General features: G+C 65.4%; 8 protein-coding genes and 1 pseudogene. 4 read left to right on the top strand and 5 right to left on the bottom strand.

Going from position 1 to position 17,176, the window contains the following annotated elements:
* Positions 1-30: 30 nt before the first annotated feature.
* Positions 31-2,367, top strand: coding sequence for a heavy metal translocating P-type ATPase (locus tag IRI77_RS15540; protein ID WP_194452956.1), 2,337 nt, complete (start codon positions 31-33; stop codon positions 2,365-2,367).
* Positions 2,368-2,396: 29 nt separating this feature from the next.
* Here the strand turns inward: IRI77_RS15540 and IRI77_RS15535 are convergent, their stop codons facing one another.
* The 3 genes from IRI77_RS15535 to dgoD all read right to left on the bottom strand — a co-directional run bounded on the left by IRI77_RS15535 (position 2,397) and on the right by dgoD (position 6,347).
* Entirely contained in the window at positions 2,397-3,815 is a 1,419-nt protein-coding gene (locus tag IRI77_RS15535) for a hypothetical protein (RefSeq protein WP_194452955.1), read from the bottom strand.
* A 47-nt stretch (positions 3,816-3,862) separates the two neighbouring features.
* Positions 3,863-5,080, bottom strand: coding sequence for a Gfo/Idh/MocA family protein (locus IRI77_RS15530; RefSeq protein ID WP_194452954.1), 1,218 nt, complete (start codon positions 5,078-5,080; stop codon positions 3,863-3,865).
* Positions 5,081-5,165: 85 nt separating this feature from the next.
* Entirely contained in the window at positions 5,166-6,347 is a 1,182-nt protein-coding gene (gene dgoD, locus IRI77_RS15525; RefSeq protein ID WP_194452953.1) for a galactonate dehydratase, read from the bottom strand.
* Positions 6,348-6,584: 237 nt separating this feature from the next.
* On the opposite strand from dgoD, the gene IRI77_RS15520 reads away from it, so the two are divergent.
* Complete coding sequence (locus IRI77_RS15520) at positions 6,585-9,260, top strand: TonB-dependent receptor (protein WP_194452952.1); 2,676 nt, start codon at positions 6,585-6,587, stop codon at positions 9,258-9,260.
* Positions 9,261-9,262: 2 nt separating this feature from the next.
* Positions 9,263-10,357, top strand: a pseudogene (locus tag IRI77_RS38050) (PepSY-associated TM helix domain-containing protein); the annotation flags it as partial.
* Positions 10,358-10,392: 35 nt separating this feature from the next.
* Here the strand turns inward: IRI77_RS38050 and IRI77_RS15515 are convergent.
* Positions 10,393-11,817 carry a glycoside hydrolase family 140 protein gene (locus IRI77_RS15515; RefSeq protein ID WP_194452951.1) on the bottom strand — a complete coding sequence of 475 codons (1,425 nt, stop codon included), beginning with the start codon at positions 11,815-11,817 and terminating at the stop codon, positions 10,393-10,395.
* Positions 11,818-11,959: 142 nt separating this feature from the next.
* Between IRI77_RS15515 and IRI77_RS15510 the strand changes: the two genes are divergently transcribed.
* Positions 11,960-14,950, top strand: a complete 2,991-nt coding sequence (locus tag IRI77_RS15510) for an FG-GAP-like repeat-containing protein (RefSeq protein ID WP_194452950.1) — start codon at positions 11,960-11,962, stop codon at positions 14,948-14,950.
* Between the two features lie 2 nt (positions 14,951-14,952).
* On the opposite strand, the gene IRI77_RS15505 is transcribed toward IRI77_RS15510, so the two are convergent.
* Entirely contained in the window at positions 14,953-17,166 is a 2,214-nt protein-coding gene (locus tag IRI77_RS15505) for an ABC transporter permease (RefSeq protein ID WP_194452949.1), read from the bottom strand.
* Positions 17,167-17,176 lie beyond the last annotated feature (10 nt).

Raw genomic sequence — 17,176 nt, 5'->3', positions numbered from 1 at the left:
CCCACCGGCCCGCAGCCTCTGCGCCTTCCAGTGGCTGACGCCGAACGTGCCTTCTGCTGCCAGGGCTGCCTCAACGTCTACACGATCCTCTCCGAGAGCGGAGTCATCGCCCGCGGAGAGGACTTCCGCAACAGCGAGGTCTACCGCGAGAGCCTGCGGCTGGGCCTCATCTCGAACAGCCAAGCCGCGCCCATCGAGATCCCCGAAGGCGCGGAAACCCGCGAGTCCACCTACCAGCTCTCCGGACTCTGGTGCTCCTCCTGCGGCTGGCTCATAGAGCACGCCCTCGCTTCCGAACATGGCATCGTCTCCGCCAACGTCCTCTTTGCCTCTGACCTCTTGAAGGTCCGCTACTGCCCCCAATACCTCCCGCCCGGCCGCATTGCCAGCCGCATCCTGGCCCTTGGCTACAAGGCTTCGGAATACTCCGGCGAAACCGACCGCGACCGCGGCGAGAAGCGCGACCTCCTCCTCCGCATCGGCATCGCCGCCTTCCTTTGGATGAACGTCATGCTCCTCAGCCTGGTCATCTACGCCAGCTACTGGGAGAGCATCTCCGACACAGCCCGCCGCATCGTGCCCCTCGCACTGGCCGGGCTCACTCTGCCTGCCGTCTTCTATTCCGCCTGGCCCATCCTCCGCGTCGCGTTTCTCGGTCTGAAGGCGTTCACCCTTCGCATGGAAGCCCTCCTCGCCCTCGGCATCCTGGCCGCCTTCGGCTACAGTTGCGCTCAAGCCGCCGTCGGAGGCCGCCACTTCTACTTCGACACCGCCTGCGCCATCATCACCCTGGTCCTGCTCGGCAAGCTCCTCGAACGCGGAGCCAAGGAACGCACCACCCAGGCCATCACCGCCCTCTACCGCATGATGCCCAGCAAGGCGCGCATCCTCAACGATGCCCGCGAGTCCTTTGTTTCCATCGACGCCCTCCAGCCCGGTTCGCTCTTCGTCGTCAAAGCCGGTGAGCGGATCCCCGCCGACGGTTCGGTCGTGGAAGGCGAATCCGATGTCGACGAATCCATCCTCACCGGCGAATCCGCGCCCCGTCCCAAGACCCCCGGCTCCAACGTCATCGCCGGCAGCCTCAATGGCGGCAGTGTCCTCCGCATCCGCGCCCTCCGCACCGCCGGAGACAGCACCCTCCACCACATCATCCGCTCGGTCGAACAGGCCATGGCCAGCCGCGCGCCCATCGAGCGCACTGTCGACAAAGTCGCTCGCGTCTTCGTGCCGGTGACCATCGCCATCGCCCTCATGACCCTCACAGGCTGGCTGATGGCCGGGGCCACTGCCTCCGATGCCCTGATGCGCGCCATCGCCGTCCTCGTCATCGCCTGCCCCTGCGCCCTCGGCATCGCGACCCCCCTCGCCATCACCGCCGCCGTCGGAGCCGCCTCCCGCCGCGGCATTCTCATCCGCGACGCCGCCGTCCTCGAACAGATCGGCAACATCGACGTCCTTGTCCTCGACAAAACCGGCACCGTCACCGAAGGTGACTTCAACGTTCTCGAATGCCTGCCCCCCACCCTTCCGTTTGCCCCGCTGGCCGCCCTCGAAGCCTTCTCCGAACACCCCTTGGCTCGCGCCGTGGTCCGCCGGGCCGGTGCCGCATCCCTGCCGGAAGCCACCGCGGTCACCGTCCACAAGGGGCAGGGCATCAGCGGCCAGGTCGAAGGCCGGGCCCTCGCCATCGGCAATCGCACACTGCTCCCTGGCCAATCCATCCCTGACCCGATGAACCAGTTCGCTCAACAGTGGGAAACCGCCGGAGCCACGGTAGCCTTCGTATCCGGGAACAACCAAATCATCGGCGCCATCGCCTTTGGAGACCGCATCCGCGCCGATGCCCGCGACACCCTCCTCAGCCTGAAGCAGCACAACATCGCCACGCTCCTGCTCTCCGGCGATGCAGTGGAAACTACACAGTGGGTCGCCGACGCCATCGGAGCCGGCAGCTTCCGCGGAGCCGTCCTGCCCGACGGCAAGAGAGCGCTCATCGATGAAATGAAAGCGTCGGGCCGCAAAGTGGCCATGGTCGGTGACGGCGTCAACGACGCACCCGCCCTTGCCGCGGCCGACCTCGGCATCGCCCTGGGCTCCGGAGCCGACCTCGCCATGCAGGCCGCCCCCGTCGTCCTCATGTCCAACTCCCTGGCCCACCTCTCGGTGGTTTTCGAGATCGCTCGCGCCACTCTCCGCGTCGTCCGCCAGAACCTCTTCTGGGCCTTCTTCTACAACGCCGCCGGCATCACCCTGGCCATTACGGGCGTTCTCAATCCGATCCTCGCCGCCGGGGCCATGGTCCTTTCCAGCCTCTGCGTCATCGGCAATTCGTTCCGCCTCCGCAACGCCATCGCCCACGACTGAAGCTGAATGGATGGTCCCTGGCTAATCGCTCACGGCCGCCCAAGCTCCAGAATCTGCTGCCGGAACCGCGAGTCCTTCCGCATGAGCTCCAGATACCTGATCTCCTCCGGTGTCGCCTTGGCCTTACCTAGCGCCCGAGGCAGCTTCGGCGCCGAACCGTCCGCTGTCCGCAACCCCAGCCGCCGCAGTTGGAACTGATCCCAGTCCCCGGTCTCATGCCCCGGCAACTCATACACCATCGGAGCCGCCACCAGCGTCCTCAGCGTCTCCACGGGCGTCCGGTACCGCGCGTCCTTCTTGATCCGCGCCTCTTCCTTCACCGTCAACGCACGAATTGCCGGATCCGTCGACCGGTACCCCAGCTTCCGGTAAAACCAGAACGCGCCCGACGCCAGCCCTTCTTCGTTCTCGTGCCCCACCTGGTACGGGTCCAGCGTGAACGTCGTCACACCCAGCATCTGGTGGCACGCCTGCAGGACTTTCGTATACAGGTACGCCGTCTCACCCGCCCGGAACGTGTAATACAGGTTGAACCCCGCCTCCATCCGCTCGAACAGCGACAGCCCTTCGAAATACCCCACCGGCACGCCGTTCTTCCACAGCGACATCGAGTGGCACGCTCGCAGCGGCAGCCTGTGTACGGGCAGCACGCTGGACAAGTAGAATTTGAGGCCCCGCCCGCCGTCGATCTCGTACACATGCCGCGGATCGCCCCAGGTGAATCCATGCAGCTCCCTGTACCGCACCGCCGAGGTATCCCGCGCCAGCGCCAGCATCACCGCGCCCAACGCCCGTGGCAGCTTCCGCACGGGCAGCGCCGGCAGCTTCGGAATCGCGTCCAGCGACACATCCTTCCGGGTCAGGTACGGCTCCGTGTGTAGAAACAGATCCTTGCCCGGCAGCCGCATTAACGTGCGTGTCGCCGTGGAAATACCGAAGTTCCACCGCAGCGGAAGCTGCAGCGCGTCATACCGCTCGGCCCGTTGCCGCGAACCCCGCCAGCGCGTCTCAATCGCGTCCATCAGCCACGCCAGGTCCGGCCGCGTCCCCGCCGCCGCATGCACCCAATCGCGATACGGAACATGCGCCTCCACAAGCGCATCTTCCGCCGAGAGTGGCAACAGTTGCGGCAGCAGCCTGCCCAGCGGCTCCCAGCACTCGTAGGCATCCCACTCAATGTCCACGGCGTCGCCGTGGGCCCTCACTAAATGCCGCGCCACCCCATAGCTGAAGACCGCTGTGATGCCGGAACCCGCAATGCCGCAGGTGTCATACTCCTCCAGCGGCGTCAAATCCCGCCCGCTGGCCCGCAACGCCTCCACCCGCCCCGCGATCTGCGACAACTGCCGGTCGGCCGAAAGCGCCTCTTCTTCAGACCCCGGGTAGGCCCGCTGGAACAGCAGCTCTTCGTGACGGCGGGCTAATGCTTTCGGTCCCGCACTCCGCATAGTGTGCTAGTGTAGCGCGCCGCTCGCACCGGCAGCGCCCGCCCTTGCTACGCGATCTTCGGCAGTTCGTAGCCCTTCCGCCGGGGCCGCGCCAGCTTTCGCGAAGCCTCCGCATCGTCAATGAACTGCTCGGCCACGGGATCCCACCGCAGCTTCCGGCCCAACTCCCTGCACATGTTCGTGAGGTGGCATACGCTGGTCGACCGGTGGCCCGCCTCCACCCAAGCATTCGGCTGCTTCCGTGTCCGGATGCAGTCGAGGAAGTTCGCGATGTGGAAGCTGTTCTCGCCCGGACCCTCCACCGTGTCCTGCGGTGCGTCCTTCAATAACCCCGCATCCGCCACCAGCGTGCCCCGCTTGATCTCCAGCGTCCCTTTCTCACCCACGAAGATCGCCCCCAGGTCGGAATGGTCGGGCCGCGGCTTCCCGTTCATCTTCAGCACGGTGCCCGACGCGTACTTCATCATCACCGCCGGGCGTTCGCCCTCGCCTTCCAGCCAGATCTCCACCGGACCCGTTGTATCCGTGCCCAGCGCGCACTGCACCTGGTCCAGCGCATGCGTGCCCCATCCGCTCACACCCCAGCTCTGCCCGCCGCCGTCGTAATCCCAATACCACGCCCACCGTCCGCGCAGCTCGTCATGAAACGGCCGCAGTTCCGTCTGGTTGCACCACAAATCCCAGTCGAGCCCCGCGGGCGCCGGCTGACCCGCCCGCGCCGTCCACATCTTCGGCGGCTCGAAATTGCAGGCGATCACCTCCCGCACCTTCCCCAATCCGCCTTCGCGAATAAACTTGCTCGCCCACGCATTGATCGGAATCGACCGCTGCTGCGTCCCCGTCTGCAGCACCCGCTTGTACCGCTCCACCGCCTTCACCAGCAGTTGGCCCTCTTCCACCGTCAACGTCAGGGGCTTCTCCGCATAGACATCCAACCCCAACTGCATCGCCTGCAGCGCAATCAGTGCCCGCGCATGCGTCGTGGTCTCAATGAACACCGCGTCCAGCTTCTCTTTCTCCAGCAGCTTCCGGTAGTCCTGATACTTGGTGACCTGGGCGAACTCCGGCTGTAGCCCCGCCGCCTTGTCGCACTGCGGCAGGAAGCAATCCGCCATCGCCACAATCTCCGCGCCCGGGAACTTCTCGTTCTTCAGCAGCCACTGGGCCCGCCCGCCGAGTCCGATAAAGCCAATTCGTAAACGATCATTCGCCCCGAATATCCGAGACGAAGACAAGGCTGTTGCGAGAAAGACACGGCGGTTCATATGGTCCAAAACCTATCCACTGGGCCACATGATGTCAAGCAGTGGGCCGCGGCACGCCGACCGCGGCCCTGCTTCTCCGCCAGGACTACCAGTTCGAAACCGTACCGTCCGGCAGATACATCAACTCATCGCGCCACGCGACCTTCGTCTTGGCGGCCTTCTCCACCTCGGCCCAATTCACACGGATTCCCAACCCCGGACCCTCCGGCACCGTCAGGTGACCGTCCGCATCCACCTCGAACATCGGCCAGTCACGCTCGTCCAGATACCGCAGCCACGGATCCACATCCCCCGTCGCGCCGCTGGCGTTGTAGTGGATCCCCTTCGACCACTCCAGAATCCACCCGGCCCGGCACTGCACCACCACATGCAGGCAGGCCATGAATGCAATCGGCGACAGCGGGCAGTGCGGAGCCAGCGCGATCCCATTCGCCTCCGCCAGCGCCCCCACCTCCGCCGTATTCGAGATCCCCCCGATGTGCACGATATCCGGTTGCAGGATATGCGCCCCGCGCGCCGCCACCACATCGCTGAACTCCGCCACCGTACACATCCGCTCACCCGTGGCGATCGGCACATGCGTGATCCCGGCAATCTCCGGCAGCCAGCGGTTGTAGTCCGGCCGCACCGGTTCTTCATAGAACAGCGGCTTGGCGAACTCCAGTTCCTTGGCCAGTTTCCGCGCCATCGGCACGTTGCAGCGTCCGTGGAAGTCGAATGCGATCTCCACCTCCGGCCCCACCGCCTCGCGTACGGCCGCCGCCCGGGCCACCGCCGCCTGGATGCCGCCATATGTATCGATCGCGGCCAGCGGCGGGCACGCATTCATCTTGATCGCCCGCGCCCCTTCCGCCACGACTTTCGCCGCCTCTTCGGCGGCAGCTCCCGGAGCGTTGTTGTTCCCGCCTGCCCATCGGTATACCTTCACCCGGTCGCGAACCTTCCCGCCCAGCAGTTTGTGAATCGGCTGGCCGGCCGCCTTGCCGGCCAGGTCCCACAGCGCGATCTCGATCCCGCCCAGGGCGCTCATGTAGTGAGCGCCGCCATGATAGAAGTTCCGGTCGTACGCGCCGCGCACCAGGCGCTTGATCTCGCTGGCGTCCCTCCCTGTAAATTCTTCGGCAAACTGCTGCACCGCGGCCTCGGCGCTGCCGATCTGCCCCTCCACCGTGTACTCGCCGAATCCCTCCGCCCCATCCCGCGTCACCACGCGCAGCAGCCCCCATCTCGGAGCAACCTGGGCCGTATCAATGCGTTCGATAATCATGCGTCCTAAATTGTACGTGAACCCGCGCGCCGTTGCGCTCCCCGCCTGGGCGCCCGCAACTCACTATCACCCTCCGGAGCGCGCGATGATCCCGGCAGCCGGAAGAAAGCCCTGTTTTCATTTCATTCGGAATTGTCTATACTGATTCTTTGCAAGTGAGTTGCGAATACGAGCTTGAGTCCGGCTCGGCCCCGCGACACCCGGCCTGACGGCCGTTGGAAAGAAAGAGAGCCCGTCATGAACGTACAGGCGAAGTGTGTCTACACCCTTCTACTTCTCCCCATTCTGCTTCCCGCCCAATCCGCAGAGGTGCGCGGCGTGGTTCACCTGCGTGGCGGGTTGGGCGTTTCCGCCGCCAAAGTCTCAGCGGAATGCATAGGTTCCTCCGCCTCCACCGACGAGCGCGGCTCGTTCAGCCTGCCCAATGTGACACCCAGTTGCCGATTGCTCGTCTCCGCCGACGGCTTCCAGTCCACCTCCGCCACCGTGGCTGACTTAGCCCTGCCGCTCGATATAGAACTTGAAATCGATCCCCTCCGCCAGACCGTTACGGTTCTCGACTCCAGTCCCCTCGTCAATACGAATCCTGAGCTCTCCACCGCCATCGATACCCGCACTCTTTCCGAACTGCCGTCCTCCATCCGCGACATCAACCGCTTCGCCATGCTCGACCCGCGTGTGCGCAACACCGGCTCCCTCGGCACCGACGGCATCTATGGCACCCGCCTCACCATCAACGGGCAGCTCTTCCGCTTCACCCAATACCAGATGGATGGACTCTCCAACTACGAGCCGGCCCTCGGCAACGGCCCCCAGCAGGTTCTCTCCATCGCCTCCGTCGCTGAGTACAAGGTTCTGGTGAACCAGTACAGCGCCGAGTTCGGCCGCTCCAGCGCCGGCGTCATCTCCGCCATCACCCGCACCGGCGGCGATGCCTGGCACGGCGAGTCCTTCTACTTCCTCCGCCCCAGCGGCATCCAGGCCGCCCCGCCCGTCTCCAGCTTCCGCCTGCCCAACGAACGCCATATGTGGGGCGCCGCCGCCGGCGGACCCGTCACCCCCACCTTCCACATCTTCGCCAGCGTCGAAGGCAACCAGCAGACCCGCGGCGCCTTCATTCAATCTCCGGCGCCCACCTTCTACCCCGGCCACCAGAAGCAGTGGTTCGGCCTCGTCAATATGGATAAGCGCTGGAGCGACACCCAGTCGCTCTACCTCCGCCTGAACGCCCACAGCTCCGTCGGAGACAACTCCAACGATGCCGTCGGCGGCTTCGTCCAGCCCAGCGCCGCCCGCCGCGACGCCGGCCAGAACTACGGCTTCCAGGCCACCCACCGCTGGATCATGTCGCCCACCCGCGTCAACGAACTCCGCGTCGGCTCCTCCAAGAGCGTGCCCCTCTCCTACTACGCCCTGAATCCCCAGACCCAGATCGTCCGCCCGTCCTACTCCACAGAAGGCCTCTCCGACTACTTCGATTCACGCGTCCTCACCTGGCAGGCCAACGACCTCTACACCTGGCAGCTCGGCCGCCACCAGCTCCGCATGGGCGGCGACTTCATCCGCAACAAGTTCCGCGACATCTCCGCCAGCCTCTACGGCAGCTACCGCATGGCCGCCGGAGCCCCCCGTCCTGGCGAGACGCCCGTCCAGTACACCCAGACCTTCGGCGCCGCGCCCGTCCGCTACGGCGACACCCTCGCCTCCGCCTTCATCCAGGACGACTGGCGCATCCGCCCCCGCGTGACCCTCAACCTCGGCCTGCGCTACGACTTCCAGTCCACCACCGGCGACCTCAACAATGTCGCCCCCCGCTTCGGCTTTGCCTGGGATGTTTTTGGTTCCGGCCGCACCGTCATTCGTGGTGGAGCCGGCCTCTACTACGACCAGATGTTCCTCCAGGTCGTTCGTGGAGCCCTGCAGCAGGGTCCCGCCTCGCAACAGGCCACCTACACCTTGCCGTACGGCGTGGCCGGCTTCCCCACCTTCCCGAACTCCCTCACCGCCCCGCCCACCGGTGCCGGTGACCGCCGGGCCCTGGCTGTCTTTCCCGAGAACCGCCTGAACCCCTACACCGGCCAGTTCTCCTTCGGCGTCCAGCAGGTGCTCGGCCGCGACTGGACCCTCTCGATGAACGTCAGCCACATGCTCAGCCGCAAGCAGCAGCGTGTGCTCGACATCAACGCACCCACCCAGTTCCTCCGCACCGCCGCCGGCCAGCGCCGCACCGCCGCGGCCGCCGACGCCACCCGGCCCTACGCCACCTACGAGGGCATCCCGGTCCGCACCGTCGGCGTCTTCGAGAACACCGGCAGCAGCCGCTACACCGCCTTCGACGCTCAGCTCTCCAAGCGCTTCACCCGTCGCTTCCAGATGAACGCGCACTACCTCTACAGCTCCTCCATCACCTATGTCTTCTTCACCGGCGGAGCCAACACGGGCGTGCCCTCCGATTGGAACAACCGCAGCATCGACGAGCGCGGCCCCAATGACTACTTCCAGCGCCACCGCTTCACCGCCCAGGGTATCTACGAACTGCCCTACGGCCTGCAGCTCAGTGCCTTCCTCATCGCCGCCTCCGGCCTGCCGGTCAACCCACTCACCGGCGTCGACAACAACGGCGATGGCAACGTGCTCGACCGGCCCGTCGGCCTGGGCCGCAACAGCTACCGCGCTCCCTACCAGAACACCGTCGACCTCTCCTTACTAAAGCGAATCCCCATCACGGAAAGAGTCCGTGCGGAACTACGCGTCGAAGGCACCAACCTGCTTAACCGCTCCAACTACCTCAAGGTCAATGCGACCTACGGAGACACCGCGCTGCCCCTCGCCACCTTCCTCCAGCCGGTGGCCGGCCTCGCCAACAGCGACCCCGCCCGGCAGCTGCAAGTGGGTGTCCGCTTCATCTTCTAGCCATGAGCGCGTTCAGCCAGCTGTTACACCAACCCCGCCGATCCGTCCTGCGTCAGGTGCTGTTCCAGGTCCACCTCTGGGTGGGCCTGGGCTTCGGCCTCTACCTGCTGGCCATGGGCATTACCGGTTCCACGCTGGTCTTTGCCGACGAACTCGAGGGTTGGCTCCACCCCGCGATCCAGCAGGTGGAGCCGCAGGCCGGCCCCCCGGCATCCGCTTCCGTCCTCTTCGCCTCTGCCCGCCGCGCCTTCCCCCATCGCCAGGCCACGGCCCTTTACGCCCCCACGGCCCACCGCCCCACGCCGGTCGTTTACATGAAACAGGGCGACGAGGTTCTCCACGCCTATCTCCATCCCGTCACGGCCGAACTGCTCGCCTCCACCACGCCGTCCACCTCGGCGGTCCGGTGGTTGCAGGATCTCCACTTCAACCTCTTCTCCGGCCGCACCGGCCGCACCGTGAACGGCGTCGGCGGCCTCCTGCTGTTTCTTCTCTGCGTCTCCGGCTTGTTCGTCTGGTGGCCGGGCATGAGCCGCTGGACCAGCGCCCTTGCCGTCGACTTCCGCCGCAACTGGCGCCGCGTCAACTTCGACCTGCACTCCGCCGCCGGCTTCTGGACCGCCGCCGTCCTCGCCATGTGGGCCCTCACCGGCGCCTACTTCGGCTTCTCCCAGCAGGTCAATGCCTTCCTCCATCGCTTCTCGCCCGTCAGCTCCCTGGCCGCGCCCGAGTCGCGCCCGGCATCCGGCAAAACCAAACCGAACCTGGAAGCCATGGTCACCGAAGCCGCCCGCCTCGCCCCGCGGGGCCGATTCTTCGGATTGCAGCTACCCGCCGGCAAACGCTCCACCTACATCGTCTTCATGGCGCGGAACGAACCAGGCACGAAGCAGAACTGCGACTACCTCTACTTCGACCGCTCCTCCGGCGCCTATCTCAGCACCTGGCGCCGAGGCATCAGCGCCTCCGCGGCAGACGAGCTCATCCGCTGGATCGTGCCCCTCCATTTCGGCTTGATCGGCGGACTGCCCGTCCGGATCCTGTGGACAATTCTCGGGCTCACGCCCGCCCTGCTCTTCGTGACAGGCACAGTGATGTGGTGGAACCGCGTCCTCCGGCAGCGTCTGGCGGCTCAGCGCCGCGCCGTCGCCGTGCCCGGTGCGGCGAATCCCTTCGAAGCGTCATCCAGCACCAGCACCCAATCGCTGCTGAACCCCTCCGACGGCGGTGTGAACTCGACTTCGCCGCTATTCTGAGCCGTCCCCGCATCCTCTGCCGAGCCGTTGCGCGGGTTGTACCACCACGCCTTCAGCGTCGTGCCCGAGATCTTGCCCATCCGGACCTTGATCTTTCGCCCCTGCGCGCTATAGAAGAGCGCATACCCGTCGCCCCGCGTCGCTGCGATGTGATCCGCGCCTTCCAGGGCATCCACCACCAGCGACGGGTCCGGCACCCGCGACAGATACGGCCGCGACTCCAGCAGCCCCCGGACATACTGCATCTGCGCCCCGCCCGGCCGCAGCACCGCCTGTTCCCAATACATCAGCGGACCGTTCACCCGCTTCCGCCCGGGCTGGAAAAACTGCCAGATCGCATGATTCCCGTAAGTGTGCCCGCAAGCCCCCGAAAACGTGTCCCAGTAGGCGTACTGCCGCACATGCGCGTCCAGGGAATACCCGAAGTCCTTTGCCCGGAACGCCAGGGGATGATCCTCATACAGCGGCTCGCCATCCAGCACCGGCTTCACAGGAGTCCGGTTGTAGTCCGCCGCCACCTTCTCCCACGACTTCGCAACGCCTGGAATCCCATGCCCGTCCTGCTGCATGTTGAAGTCCAGCCAGATGTCGTTGTGGAAGTCCGTCGAGGAGGTCTGACCGCCCCGCGGGTGAAACGTCATCAGCACCGCATCGTAGTCTTCTTTGCCGCTCACCCCAATCGCAATGCCTTTCGCCAGCGCCCGCCACGTGCTCTCCACCCCAGCCGGATTCCGGTCACCGCCCAGCACCCAGATGATGCCCTTCTTCCCATACCGCTTCCCCAGGAACTCGCCATAACCCTGCGCATTCTGCGGCGTGATGTAGGCATGGTCCCGAGCCCCGCCATCCCGGGTCCAACTCCCCCAGGTCGGCAGCATCGCCACATACAGTCCCCGGGCGTTGGCCTGGTCCACGATGTAATCGACGTGATCCCAGTAGTCGTACTGCTTCAGATCCCCCGGCTTGTTGCCCGGTGTCACCGCCGGCTTTAGGGGATCCGCGTCGATCAGCGGCAGTTTGCCATAGGCGTTGGGTTCGGTGATGCCGTTTTCTTCCGCCAGTGCGACAGCTTGAATCGCCGTGTACTTCTGCGCGGCGCGCACATCGAGATAGTGCGTTGCCTGCTGGCGGTCCAGGCGATGGAAAAGCTCCCACGCGGTGTCGGCTAAGTAGAAGAAAGGTTGGCCATCTTCCGTCACCAGGAAACGCTTGTTCTCACTCACTTTCAGTCGCGGCAAACCCTTTGGGGGTGCTGACATGGCTGTCAGGCTCAGGACGATCAGGATTGCTGTGAAACGCATACGGTACGGCTCTCTCGGCGGCCATCATATCAATCCCTGGCTAGCTTTCCTGGAAACTGCCGTACAATGTCAGTATTCTTGGAGGAATATCTTGAGCTGGGCGACTCGACTTCTATTAGGCCTCTCGGGATCGGTGTGTCTTGTGGTGGGACAATCCGATCCAAACTGTGGACCCTTCCAATTCGCGACAGGTTACTCGGTCAAAACCTGGGGCGTCGGCAACAATAACTACTTCACATCCGGTCTGACCCGGGAAGCGGATGGCTCCCTGACGGACGAGCGCTTCTCGACGCAAACTCCGTTCAACAAGCTCAGTTCTACGCCGAACGCGCAGACTCGTTTGAGCACGTGCAGCGGCTTGCCCGTACGCACCTTCGCCACAAGCCTGCCCCCGAACTTCACGAACAAACTCGGCGCGGAGCCCGTCGGCGTGGCCGCACGCTTTCAACGCGTCTTCCAACTGGCCGACGGCCGCAGCGTCCTGTTGATGGTCAACGACTACCTCGGACGCCAGAAGCTGGTCGTCTTCATCGGCAAGGACGCGCGCAACCTCGACCGCACGGTGCAATACGATGTGCCGGGCTCCCCTGGCAACCTCGTCATCGGCGATTTCAACGGCGACCAGCAGACCGACGCGGCGGTCTTCGTCTTCGGCACAGGCGCCAATCCTGTTTCGCAGGTCACCGTGTTCCTCGGCAACGGAGACGGGACCTTCACCGGCAAGAGCTATCCGGCCGGAGACGGCGGCAACAACCTGGGCGCGGGTGATATTAACGGCGACGGCAAGCTGGACGTCATTGTCACCGGCGGCACCGCCAACGTGGCGTACATCCTCTACGGCAACGGCGACGGCACGCTGGGTGCCCCTGTCACTCTGAAGACTCTCGGCTATGAGACCTCCGTCGTCGTGGCCGACATCAACGGTGACGGCAAGCAGGATCTGCTCTTCGGCACCGGCGGAAATGGCGCGTACTATCTGCCTGGCAACGGCGGCGGCACTTTCCTGGCCGCGGTCAAAGTGAGTTTGGAGGGCTACGCGAACTATATCGCCACCGGTGATTTCAACGAGGACGGCCGGCCAGACATCGTCTACTCGGATGTCAACGCTCAAACCATCTCCATCTACCTCGCTCAGCCCGACGGCACCTTCAAATCCGGCGGCGCCGGTCTGGCCGGATATCACCCGCTGGAAACCGTCGTGACCGATGTCGACCTCGACGGACACCTCGACATTGTCACCGGCGCGATCGACGCCAATGTCCTCTCGCGCGGCTATTACGGCGACACCACCGCGGTCCTGTTCGGCAACGGTGATGGCACCTTCAGCGGCATGCCGACCTTCGCCCTGCCCAGGTCCGCCACAATCATGGTAAACGCCGACTTTAATGGCGACGGCATCTCCGATCTCGTCATGGCCAACGGTACAGCCGGTGGAGCCTCGATCGTTCTCGGCTCCGCCACTGGTGTGCCCGCCGCGCCAACCGCGATTCCACTGCCGCCCACCAATGGCCGGAAGCCCACCGTGACCTCCATTCTCGTGGCCGACTTCAACACCGACGGGAAGCAGGATCTGGCGCTCGTCCTGGATGGTGGCACCAGTGTCAGCATCCTGAACGGCAAAGGAGACGGCACGTTCGACGCGCCCATCAGCCGCCCCACGCCCGCTCCGGTGACTGTCGTCGCCGTGGGCGACTTCAACGGCGACGGCCAGCTCGATCTCGCCGGCACCGTGCAGTCCGGTGCGAACCCGCCCATCTCGACCCTGATGATCTTCCTCGCGGCGGGCGGTTTCTATCTGCCGGCGGGGTCCCTCACGATTGGCACGAACGTCACGCAGTTGGAGGTGGGCGACTTTAACAAGGACGGCAAGTTGGACTTCCTTGCCCTCGACAAAGGCGTCTTCGGCTCCGTCAACGGCAGCATCTCCCTCATCGCCGGCAACGGCAACGGCAGCTTCCAGAACCCGGTTTCGTTGGCCGCCACGGGCCAGACGACCCGTATGCAGCTCGGCGACCTGAACGGCGACGGCATCACCGATGTCATTGCCGGCGGGCAGACTCCGTCCTATTCGTTCCGCCTGTTCGAGCTGTTGGGGAAACAGGGCGGCGGGTTCGAACCGGTCGTGCAGATTCCCACCGCGTTCGGTCCGCAGGACATCGGAATCGGCGACCTGAATGGCGACGGCATTCCGGATCTCGCCATCCCTCACTGCTGCGGCGACACCTCCCTCGGCTTCTACCAGGGTGTGGGCGACGGCACGTTTGGCGCCGAGACGTTCCTGCCGGTGATCTCGTCCCCCAATATCCTCAAGCTGATCGACTACGATGGCGACGGCCGTCTGGATGTCGTCATCGGCACCCAGAGTTCCGGCTCCAGCGGCGCCCTCGCATTCCTGCGCAATGTCTATTCCCGGGTGAACACGCTCGCCCTGGCCAACACAGCCTCCGGCGCAGCGGCCACAACCATCGCTCCCCAATCCATGGTCACCGCCAAAGGCAAGAACCTCACGACGGGTGACGAAACGGGCGATCCGGCCAGTCTGCCGGAGACCCTCGCCGGCGCCAGAATCAAGCTGGTGGATTCGGCCGGAGTCGAGTTCGCAGCCAAGCTCTACTCCGCTTCGAAGACCTCCATCCGCTTCATCGTGCCCGATGCCGCGGCCGGCGCGGCCACCATCACGTTGACCGGCGCCGACGGACAGGTCTGGACCACGACCGCGCAGATCGCCAACGTGAGCCCTGGCCTCTGCACGGTAAATGCGGCCACCGGCCTGGCCCAGGGCTATCTGGTACGCGTGGATCCGGACGGCACCCAAACGCCCATGGAATTCGCCGTCACCAACCCCGACACCGGCGCGCAGGACCCCGTCGCGATCGACCTCGGCCCCGACGGCACCCAGGTCTTCCTGGTCCTCTACGGCACCGGCCTCCGCTTCGTCAGCGCCCCCGAGGCCGGCTCGGTCAGCGTGGGCGGGGAGGCCTCAGCCCCGGCCATCGCAGCCAATCCCGGCTATCCAGGCCTCGATGAAATGCGGTTTCTTTTGCCTCGGACATTAATCGGCCGCGGCGATGTTGATATCGCGGTGACTTTGGATGGCGCTACTTCCAACACCGTGAAAGTGCGCGTTCAGTAAAGCTACTGCTCGCGCAGCGTTTCCATCGGCCGGATCTTCAGCACGCGCCGGGTGGCCAACCATCCGGCGCAGACGGCCACTGCGCTCGTCAATGGTACCGCCAGCAGCGCTGGTGCGTAAACAGACAGTGCCGTCGACGTGTGCGTCATTCTCGCGATCAACAGGTACGCCGCCAGCGCGCCAATCATTCCTCCCATTGCTCCGGCGATGGCCCCGGATGCGCCGTACGTTCGCAGTGCGCGGCGCATCAGCCTGCTCCTGCTTGCACCCAACACTCGCAGAATTGCGGTCTCCGGCCGGCGCTGCCGCGCTTCCGCTGCCGCGATCAGCACCATGATCAGCGCGCAGGAGAACGCGACCGCGCTGAATCCCGCACGAACGAGCAGCAGTCCGTGGTCAACGACCTCCTGGCTCAGATCTTCCACGTCGCTGCGCGAGATGTGCACCAGCGTCGGAAAGGCCTTCGACAGCTCGCGCCGGAAGGCCGGCGTCCGTGCGCGGTCCACGCGAAAGGTGACGTACTTCAGCAGGTGCGCGTCACTCACGTCGGCGCAGGCGAGGTCGATGCCGATCAGCGACTGGATGAGGGTTTTGCGATCCTCGATCTCGACGACGCGCACCCGCAAAGTGCGCCCAGGCAGTTGAAAGTCGAGCGTCGACCCGGTGTTCACGCCCAACGCTTGCGCCTGCGCGGGCGAGAGAACGGCTGCCCCCTGGGCAAGCGTGCCGTTGTCGCGGCAGTTTGCCCACCACATGCGATCGGCGAGCGAGGCTTGGCCATTTACCTGCTTCAGCCGCAGGCGAACCACCGGAAAGGTGCGCTCGATGCGTGGGTACTCGGGATGCGCGGCGAGCCACGCCTGCAACTCGGCGAACTGCTGCTGCGGATGGCTGACGATGCCCAGATCGGATTCGGGCGACAGCAGCGCGTGCGAAAGAGCTGGAGTGAGGCCGAGTTCGAGAATCGACATGAGCACAAGCAGCGCGGCCCCCGCGGCCAGCGCACTGATCGTCGATGCCAGCCGGCGGCCCGGTCGCAGCAGCAGACGGTGTGCGTGTTCGAAGTGACGGCGGAACAGGCGTAGCGGACGCACGCGGACGGAGAGCGCCGAATTTCGCACGAAGAGCAGGAATCCGGCGAGCAGGCAGGCGGCGAGCGACCAACCCAGCGCGGGCAGCAGCGGATGCGGCGGCAGTTGGAGGCGAAACCAGTGCTCGAACAACGGGAGCATGACGCGCACCACAATCTCGCCCGCGGCCAGTCCCAGCACGCACGCGCCACCGGCGAGCGCGGCGGTGTATGCGGCGGAAAGGAGCAAGAGCTGCCGCGTACCCGCGCCCAACACCTTCAGGATCGCCATCGTGTCGAGGTGGGTGTCGAGGTGCAGATGCAGCAGCAGCGCGGAGGCGATGAACGAGGAGAGCAGGGACAGAATCAGGCCAATCGCCAGGAAGAAGCCGGCGGAGTCGAGCGTCTGCACGGTGCGCGGGTCGGGTTGGTGGTAGTCGGCGATGTCGGCGTCCGGAAAGCGCGCTTCCAACAGCGCTCGTGCTTCCAGCAGGGTGGACGGGTCGCGCAGACCGAAGAGAAGGCGTCCGTTCAGGTTGTTCCCGCGGCGCAGAACCCCGGAGTCTTCCAGCGACGCGCGGCTCATCAGGACTCGGTTGAACGTGTAAGGCGACGCGGCGAAGCGGTCGGGTTCGCGCACGATGGTGACGGCGGCGGTGAAGCGATGGCCGTTGATCTCCACAAGTCCGCCGATCGGGATGCCGAGTGCGGCAAGCAGTTCCGGACTCACCGCCACCTGCTGACTGGCTAGCGCCGACGTGAGCGGTTGCGGCGGAGCGACAGACAAGGCGCCGTAGAAGGGGTAATCGCCGGGTTCCACCGCCTTCAGCACGATCGGCGCGCTTTCACCGGTTTCGGGCGAGCGGGCGTTGACCAAGGTCTCGATGACCGCCGTCGAGCGCGCCAACCGCGCGGGCAGGGCAGCGAGGTCTTCCGGCAGCGGTACGCGATCCAGATTCACTTGCAGATCCGCGCCCAGCCACTGCCGCGAGCCGCCCACCAGGAAGAGCCGGAACGACGAGAGACAGGCAACAGCGATGTAGACGGAGGCGACGGCGGAGGCGAGCGAGAGGATGACGCCGAGCGAGCGCCACGGTGCTCCGCGCAGGTCGCGGCTGGTGTATCGCAGTACCTGGCGCAGGGTCATGTGGAAACGG

It is taken from the genome of Paludibaculum fermentans (assembly GCF_015277775.1).
GTDB classification, from domain to species: Bacteria; Acidobacteriota; Terriglobia; order Bryobacterales; family Bryobacteraceae; genus Paludibaculum; species Paludibaculum fermentans.
The sequence above is the reverse complement of the archived record's forward strand: the minus strand, read 5'-3'. Positions and strand labels throughout refer to the sequence as shown.